Source organism: Arthrobacter sp. sptzw42, assembly GCF_059089685.1.
The window spans coordinates 59,653-74,706 of the sequence record NZ_JBNHEX010000017.1 but is presented as its reverse complement, the minus strand read 5'-3'; the positions used below and the strand labels follow the sequence as shown (position 1 = coordinate 74,706).

General features: G+C 66.2%; 13 protein-coding genes and 1 rRNA gene. 2 read left to right on the top strand and 12 right to left on the bottom strand.

The window, feature by feature from the left end; genetic code table 11:
- The 4 genes from AC5RT4_RS16805 to AC5RT4_RS16790 form a co-directional block, all read right to left on the bottom strand.
- A 16S ribosomal RNA gene (locus AC5RT4_RS16805) occupies positions 1-83 on the bottom strand; the annotation flags it as partial.
- 522 nt (positions 84-605) lie between these two features.
- Positions 606-1,919, bottom strand: a complete 1,314-nt coding sequence (tyrS, locus tag AC5RT4_RS16800) for a tyrosine--tRNA ligase (protein WP_494106503.1) — start codon at positions 1,917-1,919, stop codon at positions 606-608.
- A gap of 88 nt (positions 1,920-2,007) precedes the next feature.
- Positions 2,008-4,236 carry a HelD family protein gene (locus tag AC5RT4_RS16795; protein WP_494106502.1) on the bottom strand — a complete coding sequence of 743 codons (2,229 nt, stop codon included), beginning with the start codon at positions 4,234-4,236 and terminating at the stop codon, positions 2,008-2,010.
- Positions 4,237-4,303: 67 nt separating this feature from the next.
- Positions 4,304-4,951, bottom strand: a complete 648-nt coding sequence (locus AC5RT4_RS16790) for a DNA-3-methyladenine glycosylase (protein ID WP_494106501.1) — start codon at positions 4,949-4,951, stop codon at positions 4,304-4,306.
- Positions 4,952-5,066: 115 nt separating this feature from the next.
- Between AC5RT4_RS16790 and AC5RT4_RS16785 the strand changes: the two genes are divergently transcribed.
- Both AC5RT4_RS16785 and AC5RT4_RS16780 read left to right on the top strand, forming a co-directional pair.
- Positions 5,067-6,626, top strand: a complete 1,560-nt coding sequence (locus AC5RT4_RS16785; protein WP_494106500.1) for a DNA-3-methyladenine glycosylase 2 family protein — start codon at positions 5,067-5,069, stop codon at positions 6,624-6,626.
- Positions 6,623-7,117: a methylated-DNA--[protein]-cysteine S-methyltransferase gene (locus tag AC5RT4_RS16780; protein WP_494106499.1), complete on the top strand. Its 495-nt coding sequence runs from the start codon at positions 6,623-6,625 to the stop codon at positions 7,115-7,117. The genes AC5RT4_RS16785 and AC5RT4_RS16780 overlap by 4 nt, the downstream gene beginning before the upstream one ends.
- A gap of 24 nt (positions 7,118-7,141) precedes the next feature.
- Here the strand turns inward: AC5RT4_RS16780 and AC5RT4_RS16775 are convergent, their stop codons facing one another.
- From AC5RT4_RS16775 to argB, 8 genes are all read right to left on the bottom strand, one after another.
- Positions 7,142-7,903 carry a maleylpyruvate isomerase family mycothiol-dependent enzyme gene (locus AC5RT4_RS16775; protein WP_494040801.1) on the bottom strand — a complete coding sequence of 254 codons (762 nt, stop codon included), beginning with the start codon at positions 7,901-7,903 and terminating at the stop codon, positions 7,142-7,144.
- Between the two features lie 10 nt (positions 7,904-7,913).
- Entirely contained in the window at positions 7,914-8,450 is a 537-nt protein-coding gene (locus tag AC5RT4_RS16770) for a pyridoxine/pyridoxamine 5'-phosphate oxidase (protein ID WP_494106498.1), read from the bottom strand.
- Between the two features lie 144 nt (positions 8,451-8,594).
- Positions 8,595-10,022: an argininosuccinate lyase gene (gene argH, locus AC5RT4_RS16765; protein ID WP_494040803.1), complete on the bottom strand. Its 1,428-nt coding sequence runs from the start codon at positions 10,020-10,022 to the stop codon at positions 8,595-8,597.
- A gap of 6 nt (positions 10,023-10,028) precedes the next feature.
- Entirely contained in the window at positions 10,029-11,234 is a 1,206-nt protein-coding gene (locus AC5RT4_RS16760; protein ID WP_494040804.1) for an argininosuccinate synthase, read from the bottom strand.
- A 45-nt stretch (positions 11,235-11,279) separates the two neighbouring features.
- The gene (locus AC5RT4_RS16755) at positions 11,280-11,810 is read right to left on the bottom strand and encodes an arginine repressor (protein WP_494106497.1); all 531 of its coding nucleotides are present in this window, start codon (positions 11,808-11,810) and stop codon (positions 11,280-11,282) included.
- The gene (gene argF / locus AC5RT4_RS16750; protein WP_494040806.1) at positions 11,810-12,820 is read right to left on the bottom strand and encodes an ornithine carbamoyltransferase; all 1,011 of its coding nucleotides are present in this window, start codon (positions 12,818-12,820) and stop codon (positions 11,810-11,812) included. The genes AC5RT4_RS16755 and argF overlap by 1 nt, the downstream gene beginning before the upstream one ends.
- Positions 12,817-14,070, bottom strand: coding sequence for an acetylornithine transaminase (locus tag AC5RT4_RS16745; RefSeq protein ID WP_494040807.1), 1,254 nt, complete (start codon positions 14,068-14,070; stop codon positions 12,817-12,819). Before AC5RT4_RS16745 ends, argF begins: the two co-directional genes overlap by 4 nt.
- Positions 14,067-15,020: an acetylglutamate kinase gene (argB, locus tag AC5RT4_RS16740; protein WP_494041326.1), complete on the bottom strand. Its 954-nt coding sequence runs from the start codon at positions 15,018-15,020 to the stop codon at positions 14,067-14,069. Before argB ends, AC5RT4_RS16745 begins: the two co-directional genes overlap by 4 nt.
- Positions 15,021-15,054 lie beyond the last annotated feature (34 nt).

Here is a 15,054-nt window from a genome sequence, read left to right as displayed (position 1 = left end):
CAAGCACCGGATCATCGTTCGACTTGCATGTGTTAAGCACGCCGCCAGCGTTCATCCTGAGCCAGGATCAAACTCTCCGTTGAAGTAAAACAAAAACGAAAACCACCCAACCACCACGGAAATAACGCAGCAACCAGACAGCAAAAATTTGAAACCAGCTGTAAAAACCAGACCACCCACAGGGGCGGACAGCCCGGCAAATTCAACCAATCAAAAAACAATCGGTATCAACAAACTTGGCACACTATTGAGTTCTCAAACAACAGACACATTCGAATATTCCCGAATAAATCCACCTAGTGAATTTCTAATTCGTATTTCTTCGCTGCGATGTTTCAATACTATTTCATTCATTTTCACTTTGCAAATCCGGTTGTTTTCCCGGAATTCACTCAATGGAAAAAAATGCGCCCAGCATAAAATAGAGCATTTCTTCGGTCCAGCGCTTCCGCACATGGTGAAGTTGCTTCACTTTTTGTTGGGGGTCGGTCGCTATTTTTCCGCTTCAGCGGCGGCGACTGGAAAAACATTACACGCTCCCCCGCGGCCGTGCAAATCGGCTGCGGAGGAGCGTGCAGGGGCTCTAAAGCGGGTCCGGAACGAGGCTAGGGAACCAGCACTTCCACCGTTGCCAGGTTCTTCTTGCCCCGGCGCAGGAGCAGGTACTGCCCGTGCAGCAGTTCGGTCTCCGAAATCACCGCTTCCGGGTCTGACACCTTTTCGTTGTTGACGTAGGCGCCGCCTTCACCCACAGTGCGACGGGCAGCGGATTTGCTTTCCGACAGCCCAGAGGCCACCAGCAGGTCGACTATTCCCAGGGCGTCCACCTGGACCACGGCCGAAGGAAGTTCGGAGGTGGCTGCCTGGAGCGTGGGCTTGTCCAAAGCCGACAGATCGCCGTTTCCGAAGAGCGCCGCAGAGGCTGCAATCACCTTCTCGGTGGCTTCCACTCCGTGGACGAGGGAGGTCACTTCGAAGGCAAGCTTCCGCTGGCCTTCACGGGCGAACGGGCGCTCGGCAACTGCCGTGGCAATTTCCTCGATTTCAGCACGGGTCAGGAACGTGAACACCTTCAGCCGGTCCACCACGTCAGCATCGGCAGTGTTGAGCCAGAACTGGTAAAAGGCGTACGGGCTGCACATGCCGGCATCGAGCCAAATGGCGTTGCCCTCGCTCTTCCCGAACTTGGTCCCGTCCGAATTGGTGATCAGCGGTGTACCCAGGGCATGGACGCTTTTGCCCTCCACCTTCCGGATCAGTTCGGTTCCGCTGGTGAGGTTGCCCCATTGGTCGGAGCCGCCGGTCTGCAGCATGCAGCCGTAGTCACGGTACAGCTGGAGGTAGTCCATACCCTGCAGGATCTGGTAGCTGAACTCGGTGTAGCTGATGCCCTCGTCGGAATTCAGCCGCGACGCGACGGCGTCCTTGCGCAGCATGGTGCCCACACGGAAGTGCTTGCCCACCTCCCGCAGGAAATCGATCGCGCTCAGCGGCGCCGTCCAGTCCAGGTTGTTGACCATCCGTGCCGCGTTGTCACCATCGAAGCTGAGGAACCTGCGGACCTGCGCCTGGAGGTATCCCACCCACTCCGCGACAGTGTCCTTGGTGTTCAGGGTGCGCTCGGCTGTAGGGCGGGGATCGCCAATCATGCCGGTGGAACCGCCCACCAGCCCGAGGGGCCTGTGGCCGGCCAGCTGCAGCCGCCGCATCACGAGCAGCTGGACCAGATTGCCCAGGTGGAGGCTCGGAGCAGTGGGATCGAAGCCGCAATAGTACGTGACCGGTCCGCCGGCGAGGAGATTTTCCAGCTCTGCTTCGTCGGTGGAGACGTGGACCAGGCCACGCCACTTCAGTTCCTGCCAGACGTTGGCAAAAGTGGGGTCGTTGTGTTGCGATTCGAGGCTGTTGAGTTCTGACACGCCTTCTAAGTTAGCAGTATTACCGGGCGCAGGCGGTGAGTGAACAGCGCCTGCGCCCGCACCGGAAAGGACAACCCCCAACCGGCGCTCAGCGCTCGATTCCCGCAGGAACCGGCCCGGCAGCAATCAGGCGCAGCCGCTGCGTTGCGCGGGTCATGGCCACGTACAGGTCCCCCACCTTGCCGTGCTCATGGTTCAGCATCATGCCGGGCTCCAGTACCACCACGCCGTCGAACTCCAGCCCCTTGGCCTCACGGGGGCTGATGACCACAATGTCCTGCTCGTACCCGCCGGCGCCGGTCCCGATGCGGCGGCCGTACACGGCGCGCAGAGCGGCCATGGCCTCGGGCAAAAGGTGACCGTCAGCGATGACGGCCAGCAGGCCGCCGTCGAGCGCTTCCAGTTCCTCAGGCAGGACTTCCACCAGACGGCTGACCACTTGGCCCTCGTCCACTTCGTCAATAACGGGCGACCAGCGTCCTTCCCGGACTGCCTTGGGTGCGGAGACGACAAGTCCCGCGGCATTGGCCATCCGGACCGCTGCCTCAGCAATCTGGGACGGTGTGCGGTAGTTGACGGTCAGCTCCTCCAGCTGCCAGCGGTCACCGAACATTGGGGCCAGGGCGCCCTGCCATGAGTTGGCGCCGGCAACGGAACTCGTCTGCGCGATGTCTCCAACAATGGTGAACGACTTCAGGGGGCAGCGGCGGACCAGCAGCCGCCACTGCATGGGTGACAGCTCCTGCGCCTCGTCCACCACAATGTGGCCGAAGGCCCACGTGCGGTCGCTCGTGGCGCGCTCGGCAGCCGTCAGCCGCGCTTCCTGTTCCTGGTTCTGCTCGGCCAGCTCCTCGGCGGACATCAACGGGTCCACCCCTGCCGCCTCCATGTTGACCAGGGTCTGCTTGGCGTTGGCAAGGTCGCGGGCGCGGTCGTGCTCCTGCTGCGCCAGTCCACGCCCGGCCGCCGGGTCCAGCTCGCCCAGCAGCTCGGCGGCCTCGTCCAGCAGGGGAACGTCCGATTCGGTCCACGGGGCATCCGCGGGGCGCTGCAGCAGAGCCCGTTCCGCGGCCGAAAAGCCCGGGGTGCAGAATTCGAGGATGGCGGGCTTACTGAACAGCTCCGAGATCAGCTTCTCGGGCGTCATGGGCATCCAGCAGAGGTTGAGGGCGATCCGAACGTCACGCGCAGTGCGGACATCCTCCGCCAGGTAGGACCGGTCCGCGTTATTGCCGATGTTGGCGGCTTCCACAAGCTCGGTCATCTGCTCGGTCAGTTCGCGGAGCAGGATCTTGACGAACGTCACCCGTGCTTCATTGTGCGGCTTGCCGGTGGAACGGGCGCGTTCGCGGGCGCGGCGCACCTGGCGCGGCGTCAGCACGAGCTTTCGGCCGTCCACTTCCAGGATCCGGTCCTCGGCGGGGATCCGCTGGCGGTTGGCGACGGCGTTGGCCACCACTGTGGCCATGCCGAGGCGGCCTTTGATGGCCGCCACGTCGGCGTGCGGTTCCGGGACAGCGTTGATGCCCGGCATCAGGCGGCCGACACTGGCCATAACGACGCCGGTCTCACCGAGGGAGGGCAGCACCCTTTCGATGTACTTCATGAACGACGACGACGGGCCCACCAGCAGGACGCCCGCCGACTTGAGGCGGTCGCGGTGGGTGTACAGCAGGTAGGCGGCGCGGTGCAGTGCCACGGCGGTCTTGCCGGTACCCGGGCCGCCCTGTACCACCACGGCGCCGGAGATGGAGGACCGGATGATGCGGTCCTGTTCGGACTGGATGGTGCTGACGATGTCCGACATCCGGCCGGTGCGCCTGGAGTTCAGGGCGGCGAGCAGGGCGCCTTCGCCCTGCAGGGATTCGTCGTCGGCCAGCATGTCAGCGTCCAGCACATCGTCCTCGATGGCTTTGACCTCGCGGCCCTGCAGGATCAGGTGCCGGCGGCGGCGGACGCCCTGCCGGTCGAAGGCGGTGGCCTGGTAGAAGTGGCCGGCTTCGGGCGCGCGCCAGTCAACCATGAGCCGCTGCAGGTCCTCGGTGGTGAGGCCGATGCGGCCGATGTACTGCGCTTCCCCGGAGTCCAGGTCCAAACGCCCGAAGACCAGCCGGTCGTCAACGGCATCCAGCTGCGCCAGGCGGTCCTCGTACAGAGCGGCGAAAGCGTCACGCTCGGAAACGTTCTGCATGGTTCCCACGGCCCCTGCCCGCCGGACCTGCGCGAGCTGCCTGCGCTTTTCCTCGCGCAACTCCTCCAGCCGGGCGTACAGCCCGGCAACATAGTCCCGTTCGTGGGCCAAATCGGCGTCAAGCATTTAACGTTCCCCTATCGCAAAAGACAGACCTACTATTCTACAACCATTTCCGTTAACGCTTGCGAAACTATGGCGTTCTTGGCTTGGCCGCCTTGTACTTCGAGACCGTGGGATCGCCGGTGACCCAGAACCGCCAGGCGTACTGCCCGGATCCGCCGACGCCGGACACTCCCACTCTGGGGCCCGAGCTGACCTGCGCGACCGGCCGTTCCGGGAGCACCAGCCCGAAGGGCGGCACCAAGGCGTCACGGCCGCTGTACGCGGTTGTCAGGCCCAGAGCTTTGGCGAGCCGGGCGGGGCCGCTTGCGAGGTCAGCGGGATTTTTCGAGGTAGGCCGGCGGTGCCGTGCCAGCTCGAGCCCCTCCACGATTTCTCCGGCGCGCAGCAGCAGTGCCGAGGCGACGCCGGCCGGACCGCACACGATGTTCGTGCAGTGGTGCATGCCGTAGGTGAAGTAAACGTACAGGTGTCCCGCCGGGCCAAACATCGGCGTGTTCCGGGGGGTGGGCCCGCGGAAGGTGTGCGAGCCCGGATCCGGGTGCAGGGAATCCTCCGGGCCTAGGTAGGCCTCCACTTCGGTAAGCCGGACGGAGACCCGGCCCTCCCGGGAATCATGGGTTAGGATCGCGCCCAGCAGCGCGGGCGCGAGTTCCCGGGCATCGCCGGACAGGAATTCCCTCAGCGGTTCCCGCGCCGGCGGGGGACTTGTGTTCATGGCCAGACTCTATCCAAAGACCGTAAAAGGAGCGTCCCCGCGACGCCCTGGCGGGGTTGACGGCGATGTCCGATTTCCGCTAGCCCCGCCCCGGCGCTGCTGGCAGGATGGAGTGGTGGACTTCTGGCAGCGCTACCGGGCAATAGATGCCCGGGACACCCGGTTCGACGGGCAGTTCTATACCGCCGTCCGGACTACCGGCATCTACTGCCGCCCGTCGTGTCCGGCCAGGACCCCGAAGGCGGCGAACGTCACCTTCTATGAGACATCAGCCGCAGCGCACGACGCCGGCTACCGGGCCTGCAAGCGCTGCCTCCCCGAGGCGGTTCCGGGAACGCCGGCCTGGAACGTGCGGCAGGACATTGCAGGGCGCGCCATGCGGCTGATCAACGACGGCGTGGTGAACAGGGACGGCGTCGACGGCCTGGCCGCGCGCCTTGGTTATTCCTCCCGCCAACTGAACCGCATCCTCAGCCAGGAACTGGGCGCCGGTCCCCTTTCGCTCGCGCGTGCCGGCCGGGCCCAGACGGCGCGCGCCCTGCTGGTTTCCACATCGATGAAGCTGGCGGATGTAGCGTTCGCGGCAGGCTTCAGCAGCGTGCGCCAGTTCAACGAAACCATGGCGGAAGTCTTCGACATGACCCCCACCGCTCTCCGCGCCGCCAGGCATCCAAGGACCACTGCCGGCTCTACCGCGCTGACCCTAAGCCTTCCGTACCGGGAGCCTTTCGACCCCGGCGTCTTCTCCTTTCTCGCAGTGCGCACCCTCCCGGGGATAGAAGCAGGAACGGCAACGTCCTACGCCCGGACTTTGCGGCTTCCCCATGGGGATGCGCGCTTTAAGACCGAGTACGACGCCGGCGCTCCCGGCCGGCCGCTGACCCTCACCATCGGCGCGGTGGACCTCCGGGACCTGCCGGCATTGCTGAGCCGGGTCAGGCGACTGTTCGACCTCGATGCCGATCCGGTCGCCATCGACAGTGCCCTCGCCGAAGACAGGAGGCTCGCGTCCGCTGTTGCCGGCACCCCCGGAATCCGGATGCCCGGGGCCCTGGATCCTGCCGAAATGCTGATTAGGGCGATGATCGGCCAGCAGGTTACCGTGGCTGCGGCGCGGACCGCCCTTACCCGGCTGGCCGCCGTCGGAAGTTCAAGCCGCAACCCCGGCGAGGGCCTTGACCGGATGTTTCCCACCCCAGGTGAGATAGCCGCCGACGGCTGGGCCCTCCTTCGCGGACCGCGGAAACGCATCGACGCCCTCCGTGCAGCAGCTTCCGCCTTGGCGGAGGGTTCGCTCGACTTCGGCTATGGCGACGACCCCGCAAGCCTGAACGCGAAGTTGCTTCCCTTGGCCGGTGTGGGACCCTGGACGGCGGGCTACCTTGCGATGCGTGTCCTCGGCGCGCCGGATGTGTTCCTGGCCAACGACGCGGCCGTGCGGAACGGGATCAGGGCCCTGGAGCGAGGGGCAGATCCCTCGTTGGGTGCTCGGGACGGAAGAACCTTCAGCCCGGATTTCCGCGAAGTGAGCCCTTGGCGCTCCTACGCAACCATGCACCTGTGGCGGGCAGCCGCCCTCCCCGAAGCAGCCCATCCCGCGGCCGCTCCGCCCCAGGGTGCACCGGCTGTCCTCGGCAGTGCAGGCAGCAGAACAGCAGAGAAAGTGAACCGATGAAGGCCCAGTTGTTGCAGATGTCCACTCCGGACGGCCCGTTCAGCATCCTCGCCCGCGACGGAGTGGTCCTCTCGAGCGGCTGGACGGACAAGCCCGGTGATCTGACCGGACAGATCCACCCGTCGCTGCGGCCCGCCACGCTGGAACTGGTCAGCGAACTCGGTGAAATCTCGGCCGCTGTCGAAGCCTTTTACGCCGGCGACCCGGCACCGGCGATGAACGTTCCCGTGCGGCAGTTGTCCGGACCGTTCCGGGTGCATGCCTGGGACGTGTTGCGGCTGGTGCGGCCGGGCTCGCCCGTGACGTACACCGAGTACGCCGGGCTGGCCGGCAATCCAAAGGCCGTCCGGGCAGCGGCCAGCGCCTGCGCCTTCAACGCCGCAGCCCTGTTCGTCCCGTGCCATCGCGTTATCCGGACTGACGGCTCCCTGGGCGGCTTCCGTTGGGGGCTGCCCATCAAACAGAGCCTGCTGGCGCGCGAAGCCGCCTGACTGCGGTTAGACGCGTGGAAACCGCTAGTTCGCGGTGGGTGTCCCTGCGGGCCACGGCAGGAGGGCCGGCAGGTCCACGCCGTCGGCCGCGGCGGAGGCCCGCAGGCTGCCCAGGGTAGGTTCACGCCCTGCCAGCCAGGCAGCGATGTCCGTGATCATGCCGCCGACCACGATGGACCTGTTGCCGCTGCCGATGCTGACCGGCGGGAGGCCCAGGGGTTGAAGCACCAGTTTGTCGTCGGGCGGGACCCTGGCCGCCAGGAAGTCGAACAGGTGGCCGCAGAACTCCCTGCTCCAGGTTTCCGGTCCCCTGCCCGTGCGCAGGTCAGAGTTGTGTATGACGAGTTCCCGCCACAGTGCCAGGCCGCCGTCGAGGACAACTCCCCCGCGGTAGCTGATGGGTGCGTACCAGCCGGTGTGGTTGGCAGATGAATCCTTGATGCCGGGCAGCGCATCGAACCTCTTGATTGCCCGTTCCATGGCTGCTGTCAGGTCGGACAGGTGGGCTGCGGCGTCGTGGCCGGCAGCCATGTCGATCGCCCTGTTCCTGCCTGCCATACCGCCGTCGTAAAGCTCGATCGTCTCCTCGCGGGCGGCGTACTCAAGCTGGCGGGCCATGGCGTTGCAGATTCCGGTCAGGTGCGCCAGGACATGGCCGCGGGTCCAGCCTGGCAGGGCCGACGGCGCCCGCACGTCCTCGTCATTGAGCCTGGCAACATCGGAGGAAAGGCCTGCAGCGGCTTTATGGAGTCCGGCGAGGAGGACCTCGGGTGCGGGAGCTGTCATGGCGCTCATCCTAGCCGGGAAGAACCCCGTCCGGGCCAAACCGGTGCCGGATGTGGGAGCCGCTGTGGCTCGCCTGCCAAAACTCGATCTCCTTCGGCCTGATGGCGTACAACTGCCAGTCGAGATTGGTGCTGCCGTCTGCCCGCGGCCGCTCCGCCCAGTCCCGCGCCGACGCCCCGGCCGACAGCTCCCCGACGGGACCCGCCACCCGGACCTGCCTGCCCAGTGATGGCCAGTAGAAGTTCAGGGCGGCGCGCGGGTTGGCGGTGAGCTCCCTGCCCTTACGCGAGGTGCGGGACGTGGCGAAGTGCCAGCCGTCGTCGTCAATGTTCTTCAGGATCAGCATCCTCGACGACGGCTGCCCGCTGCCGTCCACGGTGGCGAGGCTGCACGCATGGGGCTGGCGCTCCCCCGCCGCCAGGGCCTCGTCCAGCCATTGGCGGAAGAGTTCTGCGGGATCCGAAGGCGCGGTCTCCGGATCAAAGCCTGGCAGGTCAGCCGGGAAGTCGGGAAGCGCGCGGAGTTGCCTGCGGAAGGAGTCACTCATGGCGTCATGATAGCGGGGAGCTTCGGGCGATAAAACGAACGCTCTCCCACTTAAGGCATGAAAATCGGCAACGCTCTCTCACTTTCTTGAGGATAGTGAGAGAGCGCTGACCGAAAAGCGGCATTAAGTGAGAGAGCGTGCCGGTTAGCCCGCGTACTCCCGCACGCCGGCCAGCTCGGCTTCCAGTGCAGCCAGCTGGCGTTCGACGGCGGCCGGCGCGGTTCCGCCCTGGGAGTTGCGGCTGTTGAGGGAACCCTCGGTGGAGAGGACCGTGCGGACCTCCGGCGTGAGGTGCCCGGAGATGGCGGCGTATTCCTGGTCCGTCAGGTCCCACAGCTCCACGCCGCGGGATTCCGCCTGCTTGACGGCCGCGCCGGAGAGTTCATGCGCCTCCCGGAACGGCACGCCCTGGCGCACCAGCCATTCGGCGATGTCCGTGGCCAGCGCGAAGCCCTGCGGTGCCAGCGACTCCATCCGTTCGGTGTTGAACGTCAGGGTGGCGATCATGCCGGAGACGGCCGGAAGCAGCAGCTCCAGGGTGTCGGCGGCGTCGAACACCGGTTCCTTGTCCTCCTGCAGGTCGCGGTTGTACGCCAGCGGCAGGCCCTTCAGCGTGGCCAGCAGACCGGTCAGGTTGCCGATCAGGCGCCCTGCCTTGCCGCGGGCCAGCTCCGCCACGTCCGGGTTCTTCTTCTGCGGCATGATGGACGAGCCCGTGGAGTAGGAATCGTGCAGCGTGACGAAGGAGAACTCCTTGGTGGCCCAGAGGATGACTTCCTCCGACACCCGCGAGAGATCCACACCGATCATGGAACACACCCAGGCGAACTCGGCGAAGACATCGCGGGACGCGGTGCCGTCAATCGAGTTGTGCGACGCGGAGAAGAAGCCCAGGTCCGCGGCAACGGCTTCCGGGTCCAGCCCCAGGGAGGAGCCGGCGAGGGCACCCGAACCGTACGGCGAAACGCCTGCCCGCTTGTCCCAGTCCTGGAGCCGCTGCACATCGCGCAGCAACGCCCAGGCATGGGCCAGCAGGTGGTGGCTGAGCAGCACCGGCTGGGCGTGCTGCAAGTGGGTGCGGCCCGGCATGGCCACGCCGTGGTGGGCCTTGGCCTGCCCTACCAGGGCATCCACTGTGTCCAGCACGCCGCGGGCGATGATGCGGGCGTGGTCGCGCAGGAACATCCGCCCCAACGTGGCCACCTGGTCGTTGCGGGACCGGCCGGCGCGAAGCTTTCCGCCCAGCTGCGGTCCGGCGCGCTCGATCAGGCCGCGTTCAAGCGAGCCGTGCACGTCCTCGTCGGATTCGGCCGGCACGTAGGCGCCGGATGCGACGTCCCCGTCCAGCTGGGTGAGGGCATCAAGCATGCCCTCCAGCTCGACGTCGTCCAGCAGCCCGGCCTTGTGCAGCACACGCGCGTGGGCCTTCGAGCCGGCGATGTCGTAGCGGGCCAGCCGCCAATCGAAGTGCGTGGACTTGCTCAGCGCCGCCAGGGCATCGGCAGGGCCGCCGGCGAACCGGCCGCCCCACAGTGCGCCTGCGTTGGTCGCCTCAACCTTGGGCTCAGCCATTGAGTCTTACTTTCCCGCGACGCGGATGTCGCGGCCGGAGGCGACCTTGGCGGACATGCCCCACAGTTCGATGAAGCCGCGGGCCATGGACTGGTCGAACGTGTCGCCGGTGTCGTAGGTGGCCAGGTTGAAGTCGTAGAGCGAGGTGTCGGAGCGGCGGCCGTTGACGATGGCCTGGCCGCCGTGCAGGGTCATGCGGATGTCGCCGGACACGTACTTCTGGGTGTCCTCGATGAAGGCGTCCAGGGAGCGCTTGAGCGGGGAGAACCACTGTCCGTCGTACACCAGCTCTGACCAGCGCTGCCCAACCGTGGCCTTGAAGCGGGCCTGCTCGCGCTCAACAGTGATGTCTTCGAGGTGCTTGTGGGCGGTGATCAGGGCCATGGCACCGGGCGCCTCGTAGATTTCACGGGACTTGATGCCCACCAGGCGGTCTTCTACGACGTCAATCCGGCCCACGCCCTGCGCGCCGGCACGGCGGTTGAGCTCCTTGATGGCCTGCAGCGGGGTGACCTTCACGCCGTCGATCGCTACCGGAACGCCGGCTTCGAAGGAGATGATGACCTCATCCGGTGCCGGCGGGAACTCCGGGGTGGCGGTGTAGTCGTAGATGTCCTTGGTGGGGGCGTTCCAGATGTCCTCGAGGTAGCCCGTCTCCACCGCGCGTCCCCAGACGTTCTGGTCAATGGAGTACGGGTTCTTCTTGGTGGTTTCGATCGGCAGGCCCTTTTCCTCGGCGAAGGCGATGGCCTTGTCGCGGGTGAGGGCGAGGTCGCGGACGGGGGCGATGCACTTCAAGTCCGGGCCGAGGGTCTGGATGCCAACCTCGAAGCGGACCTGGTCGTTGCCCTTGCCGGTGCAGCCGTGGGCGACGGTGGTGGCGCCGAATTCGCGGGCGGCCTTCACCAGGTGCTTGACGATGACCGGACGGGAGATGGCGGACACCAGCGGGTAGTGGCCCTGGTAGAGGCCGTTGGCCTTCAGCGTGGGCATGCAGTACTCGTTGGCGAATTCGTCGGAGGCGTCGGCCACGTAGGCTTCGACGGCGCCGCAGCCCAGGGCACGCTGGCGGATGGTCTCCAGGGACTCGCCGCCCTGTCCGACGTCGACGGCTACGGCGATGACCTCGGCACCGGTAGCTTCACCGATCCAGCCGATGGCTACTGATGTGTCCAGGCCGCCGGAGTAGGCCAGCACGATGCGTTCAGTCACTTCAAATGCTCCTTGTAATTGAGGGTGTAGATGTTGTCTTCAAGCTTATTGCCCGGCTTCTTCAGCCAGTTGCAGGAACCTGGCAGCGAGGTCCTGCCCGCCCTGCGGGTCCCGGGAGACCAGCAGCACAGTGTCATCCCCGGCGATGGTCCCCAGGATGGCGGGCATCACCGAGTGGTCAATGGCCAACGCCAGGAAGTTGGCTGCGCCGGGCGGGGTGCGGAGGACTGCGATGTTGGCCGACGCTTCCGCGGTGACCAGGAGTTCGCTGCACAGCCGCGCCAGCCGCGCGTCCAGGATCTCCTGGCTCACTCCGCTCTTGGCCGCCCGCTCGCCGCCTTCCCCGGGGACGGCGTACACCAGCACGCCCTCCCTGCCCCGTACCCTGACTGCGCCGAGTTCCACGAGGTCCCTTGACAGCGTCGCCTGGGTGACCTGCACGCCGTCGTCCGCCAGCAATGCTGCCAGCTCGGCCTGGGAACGCACCGATTCACCCGTCAGGATGGCGGTGATCCGAGCCTGGCGGGCTGTTTTAGTGGCGGGGCTGGAGCCCGGCGATGCCGGCTGGGCGGACACTAGAATGTGCTCTCCCCGCTGCCTTCGACCGGGGACAGGCCTTCAACGAATGCCAAACCCGACTGGTGCATCAGCCAGGCCATCAGGGCCTTCTGGGCGTGCAGCCGGTTTTCGGCCTCGTCCCAGACGATGGACTGCGGCCCGTCGATCACGCCCGCCGAAATTTCGTAGCCGCGGTAGGCGGGCAGGCAGTGAAGCACGACGGCGTCTTCCGCCGCGTGCGCCATCGCTGCCTCGTCTACGGAGTACTCGCGGAAAAGCTGCAGCCGGGCCTCCTTCTCGGCTTCCTGGCCCATGGAAACCCATGTGTCTGTTGCCACGACGTCGGCACCCTTCAACGCGGCCGCGGCATCAGTCGTGACCAGCACCGAACCGCCAGTTTCTGCTGCGCGTTCCTCGGCTTCAGCCACAATGTCCGCTGCGGGCAGGTAGCCCTCAGGACCGGCAATGCGTACGTGCATGCCCGCGGTGACGCCTGCCAGCAGGTAGGAGTTGGCCATGTTGTTGGCGGCGTCCCCCAGGTAACTCATGGTGAGGCCCTTGAGTTCGCCCTTGTGCTCCCTGACGGCCAGCAGGTCCGCGAGCAACTGGCACGGGTGGTAGTCGTCGCACAAAGCGTTAATGACGGGGACCTTGGAGTTCCCGGCCATCGCCACGAGGCCGGCATGCGGGCCGGTGCGCCAGACGATGGTGGACACCATGCGTTCGAGGACCTTGGCGGTGTCCTCCACGGATTCCTTGTGCCCGATCTGCGCTTCGCCCGGATTGATGATGAGGGCGTTGCCGCCCATGTCGGCGATGCCGGTGGCGAAGGAGACGCGGGTCCTGGTGGAGGTCTTATCGAAGATGACGGCCACGGTTTTGCGGCCATTGCCGCCGGCGGCGAAGGGCTGGACGCTGTACGGCTCCGCTTTCATGCGGACGGCGAGGTCCAGGACCTCGGCCTGTTCTGCAGGGCTGAGGTCTGTGTCCTTGAGGAAGTGCCGGGTGGCGCGGGTGGCTGACGTCACTGGGTGTCCTTAGCTGCTTGGAGGATGGCCGGGAAGGCGGCGAGGAAGGAGTCCGCCTGGGCGATGGTGAGGACCAGCGGCGGCGCCAGTCGGATGGTGCGGGGCCCCGGGCTGTTGACGATGAAGCCTGCGTCCAGGCCCGCCTGGACCACTGCCGGGGCGACGTCGGCGTCCAGGTCGAAACCGATAAGCAGGCCTTCTCCCCGGACGTCCGTGACGCCGGGAATGGCCTCCACCGCGGAGCGCAGGTGCTCCCCAACCTTTTCCACATTCGCCAGCACGTCCTGGCTTTCGATCGCGTGCAAGGTGGCGAGGGCCGCTGCGGTGGCCACCGGGTTGCCGCCAAACGTGGTGCCGTGCTGGCCTGCGGTCAGCAACGACGACGTCTGCTCACCGAACGTGACCAGGGCACCGATTGGGAACCCGCCGCCCAGGCCCTTTGCCAGGGTGACGGCGTCCGGCTCTATGCCGGCGTCCTCGCTGGCAAGCCACTTGCCGGTGCGGCCGATGCCGGTCTGCACTTCGTCCAGGATCAGCAGCGCGCCCGCTTTGGTAGTCAGCTCCCGGGCTGCCCGGAGATACCCGGCCGGCAGGGGGCGGACGCCGGCTTCACCCTGGATGGGCTCGAGGAACACTGCTGCCACGGTATTGTCCACTGCGGCTTCAAGGGCCGTGATGTCGCCGAACGGAAGGTGCACCACACCGCCGGGCAGGGGTTCGAACGGTGCCCGGTACGCTTCTTTGGCCGTCAGGGCCAGTGCGCCCATGGTGCGGCCATGGAAGGCACCTTCGAGGGCGATGATTTTGGTTCTGGGCGCATCTTTGGAGCCGGCGTTGCGGCGGGCCAGCTTGAAGGCGGCCTCGTTGGCTTCCGTTCCGGAGTTGGTGAAAAACACCTTGGAACCGGAAGGCGCGTTGGTGAGGGCCAGGAGCTTCTCAGCCAGCGCAATCTGGGTGGGGCTCGTGAAGAAGTTGGATACGTGGCCCAAAGTGGCAAGCTGGCTGGAGATGACCGACGTAACGAACGGGTTGGCGTGGCCCAGCGCGTTGACGGCGATGCCGCCGAGCAGGTCAAGGTACTCCTTGCCGTCCGCGTCCCAGACCAGGCAGCCGGCACCGCGGACCAGGACCCGCTGAGGAGTGCCGAACACGCCCATCAGGGAGGTGGAGTACCGGGCCAGCCACTCGGACCCGGCGTGGCCCGCAGTCTCAACGAGCTCCGCCACCGGGGTTTGCTGAGTTTCGTTCATGCGTTTACTTCCTCGTCCGGAACAACCTGGGTGCCGATGCCCGCCGTCGTGAAGGTTTCCAGCAGCATGGAGTGGGCGAGGCGCCCGTCCACGATGTGGGCACGTTCCACCCCGCCGTCGATCGCTTTGAGGCAGGCTTCCATCTTCGGAATCATGCCCGACTCAAGCGCGGGCAGGAGCTCCCGCAGGTCCGATGCCTTCAAGGAGGAGATCAGCGAGGACTTGTCGGGCCAGTTGGCGTAAAGGCCCTCGACGTCGGTGAGGATCACCAGTTTGGAGGCACCCAGGGCCTCGGCCAGGGCGGCCGCGGCGGTGTCCGCGTTGACGTTGAGCACCTGCCCGGTGGTCTGGACCCGGCCGTCGGCAGGCAGCCCGTCGCCCTCAATCTCCGGAGCGACGGTTGAGATCACCGGAATCCGGCCGGCAGCGAGGATGTCCAGGACGCCTTCGGGGTTTACTCCCACCACTTCGCCCACGAGGCCCAGATCGACTTCTTCGCCGTCCACCACAGTGCCGGTGCGGACCGCCCGCAGCAGGCCGCCGTCTTCACCGGACATGCCCACCGCGTAGGGGCCGTGGGAGTTGATGAGCCCCACGAGCTCGCGTCCCACCTGGCCGGTGAGGACCATCCGCACCACGTCCATGGCTTCCGGAGTGGTGACGCGCAGTCCGCCTTTGAACTCGGACTCGATACCCAGCCGGGCAAGCATGGAGTTGATCTGCGGTCCGCCGCCGTGGACCACCACGGGGTGGACACCCACGTGGTGCAGGAAAACGATGTCCTCTGCGAAGGCACGGCGCAGCTCATCGTTGACCATGGCGTTGCCGCCGTACTTGATCACCATGGTGGTGCCGGCAAAACGCTGGATCCAAGGCAGCGCTTCGATCAGCGTGCCGGCCTTGCTTTGGGCGTCAAGCATGGTGGTGTTCTCGCGGGTACGGGTGTTCATGGGCAGGATCTCCAGGGTTGCCGGGCTGCTGGGC

Coding starts and splice junctions, on each gene's coding strand:
- AC5RT4_RS16795 (WP_494106502.1), bottom strand. CDS start 4,236: ATGCTTGACGCCGATTTGGCCCACGAACGGGACTATGTTGCCGGGCTG.
- AC5RT4_RS16790 (WP_494106501.1), bottom strand. CDS start 4,951: ATGAACACAAGTCCCCCGCCGGCGCGGGAACCGCTGAGGGAATTCCTG.
- AC5RT4_RS16780 (WP_494106499.1), top strand. CDS start 6,623: ATGAAGGCCCAGTTGTTGCAGATGTCCACTCCGGACGGCCCGTTCAGC.
- AC5RT4_RS16775 (WP_494040801.1), bottom strand. CDS start 7,903: ATGACAGCTCCCGCACCCGAGGTCCTCCTCGCCGGACTCCATAAAGCC.
- AC5RT4_RS16770 (WP_494106498.1), bottom strand. CDS start 8,450: ATGAGTGACTCCTTCCGCAGGCAACTCCGCGCGCTTCCCGACTTCCCG.
- argH (WP_494040803.1), bottom strand. CDS start 10,022: ATGGCTGAGCCCAAGGTTGAGGCGACCAACGCAGGCGCACTGTGGGGC.
- AC5RT4_RS16745 (WP_494040807.1), bottom strand. CDS start 14,070: ATGAACGAAACTCAGCAAACCCCGGTGGCGGAGCTCGTTGAGACTGCG.
- argB (WP_494041326.1), bottom strand. CDS start 15,020: ATGAACACCCGTACCCGCGAGAACACCACCATGCTTGACGCCCAAAGC.